This window comes from Luteibacter sp. (genome assembly GCF_051958795.1).
Lineage (GTDB): Bacteria > Pseudomonadota > Gammaproteobacteria > Xanthomonadales > Rhodanobacteraceae > Luteibacter.
Genome location: NZ_JBQCFT010000402.1, coordinates 1 through 5,499 on the forward strand (window position 1 = coordinate 1; position 5,499 = coordinate 5,499).

A 5,499-nucleotide genomic window follows, 5' to 3' on the forward strand; every position below is an offset into this window, starting at 1 on the left:
ACCGGTCCCGCCACGGGTCGCTATGGCTCAGCCGCCATAGGTCAGATCTGGGCCTGGCCGCCGTCGACGAAGAGCTCGATGCCCGTGATGTAGCTGGCATCGTCCGAGGCGAGGAACGACACGGCCTTGGCGATTTCATCCGGCTCACCCGTGCGACCCAGCGGGGTCACCGTTGCGACGTACGCGGAGTAATCGGCGATCTGCTGTTCGCTCATGCCCAGTTCGGTCGAGTATCCCGGCGTGACGATGGTGCCCGGGGCGACGACGTTGACGCGGATACCGCGGCCCTTGAGGTCGCTGGCCCAGGTGCGGGCGAACGAACGCAGCGCGGCCTTGGTGGCGGCATAGACACCGAATGCCGGGGCGCCCTTGATCGACACCATCGACCCGTTGAGGACGATCGCGCCGCCCTCGCCCATCAGTTCCAGCGCCTTCTGGACAGTGAAGAGCGTGCCCTTCACGTTGATGCCGAAGTATTTGTCGAAATGGGCCTCCGTGATCTGGCCGAGCGGCACGAACTCGCCGCCACCCGCGTTGGCGAACAGGATGTCGAGCTTGCCGCTGCGCTCGCGGATGGTGGCGAAGATGCGATCGAGGTCGGCGGCGATGGCGATGTCACCCTGGATGGCGATGGCGCCCGTCTTTGCGGCGGCGGCGTCCAGCTCGGCCTGGCGGCGGCCGGTGATGTAGACGGTCGCGCCTTCGCGGATCAGGCGTTCCGCCGTGGCCAGGCCCAGGCCGGAGCTGCCGCCCGTGACCAGGGCGATCTTGCCGGCGTGGCGGGTGGTGTGGATGTTGCTGTTGGCGAGCGTGTTCATGAGCTTGGGCTCCGAAGACCGCGACGCGGTCGATGGGGAATAGTCTGGTTATTTCTGCTGGATGGATAAATAATCCACTGGCGATTTCACTATTCCCTAGGGGAAACAATCTTGGACCATCTGCTCGCGATGCGTGTATTCGGCCGGGTCGTTGAGACGGGGGGCTTCGCGAAAGCCGCCGATGGGCTGCGCTTGCCCAAGTCCACGGTCACCAAGCTGGTCCAGGGCCTCGAGGCGCAACTGGGGGTGCGCCTGTTCGAACGGACGACGCGTCGGGTGACCGTGACCGCCGCCGGGGCGGCCTACTACGAGCGCACGCGGCACTGGCTGGCCGAACTGGACGATTTCGAAACGACGCTGGCGGGTGGCAGCAGCAGCCCGGTCGGGACCCTGCGTATCGAAACAGGGGGCTCGGTCGCGCACGCCCTGATCCTTCCCGCGCTGCCGGCCTTCCGGGAGCGCTACCCGGGGATCCAGTTGCAGGTCGGCGTGACCGATCGCACCGTGGATCTCATCGGCGAAGGCGTGGACTGCGCCATCCGTAGCACGGCCGATGATCCGAACCTGATCGCCCGCCACATCGTTGACCTGCCGTGGACCACCTGCGCGGCGCCCTCGTATCTCGAGCGGCGCGGCACGCCTTACCACCCTGGGGACCTCGCGCGCGATGGCCACGAGATCGTCGGCTACTTCTCCGCGCGGTCGGGCCGGCGCCTGCCCCTGCGATTCGGCAACCCCGCGGAGGACTTCGATGCGGGGCTCATTTCGACCGTGGAGGTCAACGAGAGCAACGCGCATGTCGCCGCCGCGCTAGCCGGACTTGGCGTCGTGCAGACGCTTGCGTTCGCGGTGGCACCGTATATCGCGACGGGCCAGGTGGTGCCCCTGCTCGCTGAGTACCAGCCGCCTCCCCTGCCCGCTTATCTCGTCTATCCGTCGGAGCGAAGGCACAACGCGCGCCTGCGGGCTTTCATCGAGTGGATCATGGAGGCGCTTCCCGAGCGCGTGGCACAGCAACGGATCGACGCCGCCCTGTAGGAGCGCGCTGTGGGAGCGTGCTTGCACGCAATAGGGCTTGCCGCGAGCACCCATCGCGCGCAAGCGCGCTCCCACAGCACGCTCCCACAGCGCTACTACAGTGACTGCGTGGCTATTTCAGGCCGTCGTAGACGATGCGGGTGAAGAAGTCGGGGTCGATGACGAAGTGGCCGTATTTGTCGTCGAACTTCGCGGTGGGCTTGGCGGCGACGACTTCGTCGCGTGACTTGCCCTGCTTCTTCAATGCGGCAACGTTGTCGCGAACCGAGGCGAGCATGTCGCGAAATTCGCGCAGCTGCTGCTTCGTACCGACGGGCCCGTGGCCGGGTGCGATGACGACATCGTCGTTGAGCTGCGCGAGGATCGCGTCGTCGGCCTTGATCATGCCGTCGATGCCACCACCGTTTTCGTTGTCGATGAACGGGTACACGCCGTTCCAGAACAGGTCGCCCAGCGAGGCGACGTTCGCTTCCTTGAAGATCACGTAGAGGTCGGTGTCGGTGTGCGACGGGTTCGCCAGCTTGACCTCGACCGTCTGTCCGTCGAAGTGGTACGTCTTGTCACTCGTCACGATCTCGGTCGGGATGCCGCCGGCCGGGAGCGGCTTGAACGTGAACTGCCAGTCGTCCACGCGTGTGGTGGTCGATACGCGCTTGACCGTGCCGGCCGTCGCGATGATCGTCGCGCCGTCTTCGTGCACCCACGGGTTACCGTCGGTGTGGTCCCAGTGGTAGTGCGTGTTGATCAGGTACCGCAGGGGCCGCTTGCCCAGCGCCGCAAGTGCAGCCTCCACCTTCGCGCGCGATACCGCGAGCCCCGCATCGACCATGAGCTGGCCCTGCTTGCCGCTGAGCACGGTGATGTTCCCGCCCGAACCCGAGAGCATCGCGAGGGGCCCACGTAGGGGCGTCGTCTCGATCTTCGCATTGGGTGCCGCCGCGTTGATCTTCACCACGGGACTGGATGGCGGCGGTGGCGCATCCTCGGCGACTGCCACGCCGCATGCCATGACGGCGATTGCCGCCGATACAGCTAACGAGACACGTTTCATCTTCTTCCCTCCCTATGGCCGCAGGGCGACCGGCCAGCGAGCATGCGGCGGCCGACCGGGCTTGCGTCTTGAAGAAACCGCGCCCCTGCGCGCTCCCACAAAGGCGGGCGAGCTACAGGGAGACGAGCTTCAGGAACGCCTCGTGCTGGTAGCGGCTCATGCGCAGCTTCTGGCCGGTATCCATCGTGAGTACGTGGTAGCCGTTGAACCAGGGGTGGACCGCCTGCACGCGCCGGACGTTGACGATCGCCGAACGGTGGACGCGGGCGAACTGGCGCGGGTCGAGGCGCTCGGCGAGGCCTGCCATGGTTTCGCGCATCTCGTGCACGCGGTCGGCAAGGTGGATCAGCACCGTGTTGCGGCTCGCCTTGATCCAGATGATATCGTTCACGTCGACGAAGGTGATCTGCTCGCTTTCGCGGATGGGGATGCGGTCGAGGTACTGGTCGCGCCGGTGCAGCGCATCCAGCGCCTGCATGATCTTCAACGAGGCCTCGGCCTGCCCGCCAGGCGTGCTGAGACGGCTCTTCGCTCGGGTCAGGGCATGCTCGAAGCGCTCCCTGCTGAACGGTTTCACGAGGTAATCGACCGCATTGGCTTCGAACGCCTTCACGGCGTACTGCTCATACGCGGTAACGAACACCGTGGCCGGCATGCGCCCGGCGCCGACCGTACGCACCACGTCTATCCCGGACATCGCCGGCATCTGGATATCGAGGAACACCAGGTCCGGCGAGCCGGCGCGAATCGCACCGACCGCCGAAGCGCCGTCGCCATGCTCGCTGAGCTCGGCGACGTCGGGGTCGTCACGCAGCAGACGTACCACCGCCTGGCGGGCAATGGGTTCGTCGTCGACGACCAGGACAGAAAGCTTCATACCTCCACGATCTCCGGCTCGTCCTCATCGATGACCTGGAAGGGCATGCGCAGGCGGCACGCTACGCCGCGTGGCCAGAGCATATGCAGCTCCGCCTGCCCTGCCTTCCCGTAGAGTTCGCCCAGGCGCAGGCGCGTGTTCGACAGGCCGATGCCATGGCCGTCCGCTGCATCGGATTCTGTCGCTTCCAGGGTGCTGTTGCGGTTACGCACTTCGATCACCAAGCTGTCGCCATCGCGACGGCTTTCGATCTCCACGCAATCGTCGCCGACGCGCTTGCCAATCCCGTGCTGGATCGCGTTCTCCACGATCGGTTGCAGGATCAGGCTCGGTACGGCGCAGTTGAGGGTATCGGGCGCGATGTAGATGCGCGTATCCAGGCGATCCTTGAAGCGGGTGCGCTGGATGCCGAGATACAGATCCAGCAGGACGAGCTCCTGGCGCAGGGTGATCTCCTGGCCCCGGCACTCCTCCAGGAAGGCCCGAAGCAGATCGCTGAGGCGAAGCAGCATGTCTTCCGCGGAAGTCACGTCCTCATGCAGCAGCGTCGCGATCGCATGCATCGTATTGAACAGGAAGTGCGGCTGCAGCTGTGTCCGGAGTACCTGCAGCCGCGAATCCGCGAGCTGGGATTCGAGTTGCGATGCCTCGAGCTCACGCTGGGTCTTCTCCTCACGAAAACGCATGGCCCGCTGGATCCCGAACAGACCCCAGCAGGTCAGCAAACCGGTCGCTGCAAGCTGGCCGAGGACCTGTTGCCACTGGTAAGCGAGCCCCGATGGTTAGAAGAGCGTCGACACCATGGCGCCGATGAGCAGAGCGAGGCCCGTCATCCCGATGCTGGCGAACAGCGGTACCCATAGTTCCGCGAGGCGCAGCGGAACCAGGATCGGGTAATGCTCGCCCAGCTTGACTACCAGCGGAGCCAGGGCCGCCCCTGTGTACCACTGGATGATGTTCCAGCGCAGGTAGTCGACGACATCCCCGGTATGGCCGGTGAGGTCATCGTGCATGTAGGTCTGCCACGTGAACGCCACGACGATCACGCCCCACATGCCGAGGTAACGGCCCAGGCCAATCTGCGTAGTGCCGAGGCGGACTTTCATGGGAGGGTCCTGGGGTGGGTTGCGGCGACATCTTAGGCACCTCCGCGCACGCGTGGAAAGCAAGACGCGGCATCACTGCCATTGGTCATGCCGCTACGACGATTCGTCCCGAAACCGTTTTCCGCGCGTGCCCGTCCGCGGCTAGATGGCGCCGCTGGTCGCCCCTGGCGCACCGGCTACCCCACTCGCCGGAGAGCCCCCATGACACGGATCCTGCCCTGCCTCGCCCTGATGCTCGCCACCCTCGCCTCGACCGCGTGCGCCACCCGCCCGACGCGCGCGGTGGCCGACCGGCAGACTGCCGCGCCCTTCAACCTGGTCAACGCCACGGCGGCGAGCGTCGCGCCCCTCGCCCTGGCCCCGAGCGGCACCGACGCGTTCCAGCCCGTGGACCTCGGCGGCGCATTGAACGGTGGCCTCACATCGACGGCATTCCAGCTGCCGAACGGCCCGTGCCTGCGCGACATGCAGGTGACCTTCAGCGACCAGCGGGTTTCGCGACTCAACGGCATCAATGTGTGCCGCACCCACGGCCTGCGCCTCGATAGCCTGAAGGGTCGTATGATCAGCCCGGACAGTACGCTGGCCACGCAGGGGCCAGTCACCGAA

Annotated in this window: 7 protein-coding genes; 2 read left to right on the forward strand and 5 right to left on the reverse strand. The window is 65.9% G+C overall.

All coding sequences use genetic code 11. The annotated features are described in order from the left end of the window. Positions 1-41: 41 nt before the first annotated feature. Positions 42-818: an SDR family NAD(P)-dependent oxidoreductase gene (locus ACTHLF_RS20730; protein WP_440330047.1), complete on the reverse strand. Its 777-nt coding sequence runs from the start codon at positions 816-818 to the stop codon at positions 42-44. 111 nt (positions 819-929) lie between these two features. Between ACTHLF_RS20730 and ACTHLF_RS20735 the strand changes: the two genes are divergently transcribed. Further along, positions 930-1,856 carry a LysR family transcriptional regulator gene (locus ACTHLF_RS20735; RefSeq protein ID WP_440330049.1) on the forward strand — a complete coding sequence of 309 codons (927 nt, stop codon included), beginning with the start codon at positions 930-932 and terminating at the stop codon, positions 1,854-1,856. 112 nt (positions 1,857-1,968) lie between these two features. Here ACTHLF_RS20735 and ACTHLF_RS20740 read toward each other — a convergent pair whose 3' ends face one another. The 4 genes from ACTHLF_RS20740 to ACTHLF_RS20755 form a co-directional block, all read right to left on the reverse strand. Next, on the reverse strand, positions 1,969-2,907 hold the full coding sequence (locus tag ACTHLF_RS20740) for an MBL fold metallo-hydrolase (RefSeq protein WP_440330050.1): 939 nt from the start codon (positions 2,905-2,907) through the stop codon (positions 1,969-1,971). Between the two features lie 112 nt (positions 2,908-3,019). Next, entirely contained in the window at positions 3,020-3,784 is a 765-nt protein-coding gene (locus tag ACTHLF_RS20745) for a LytR/AlgR family response regulator transcription factor (protein WP_440330052.1), read from the reverse strand. Beyond that, positions 3,781-4,470, reverse strand: coding sequence for a sensor histidine kinase (locus ACTHLF_RS20750; RefSeq protein WP_440330054.1), 690 nt, complete (start codon positions 4,468-4,470; stop codon positions 3,781-3,783). Before ACTHLF_RS20750 ends, ACTHLF_RS20745 begins: the two co-directional genes overlap by 4 nt. Positions 4,471-4,566: 96 nt before the next feature. Next, complete coding sequence (locus ACTHLF_RS20755) at positions 4,567-4,890, reverse strand: hypothetical protein (RefSeq protein WP_440330056.1); 324 nt, start codon at positions 4,888-4,890, stop codon at positions 4,567-4,569. A gap of 201 nt (positions 4,891-5,091) precedes the next feature. Between ACTHLF_RS20755 and ACTHLF_RS20760 the strand changes: the two genes are divergently transcribed. After that, on the forward strand, positions 5,092-5,499 hold a 408-nt coding region (locus ACTHLF_RS20760; protein WP_440330058.1), incomplete at its 3' end, for a hypothetical protein.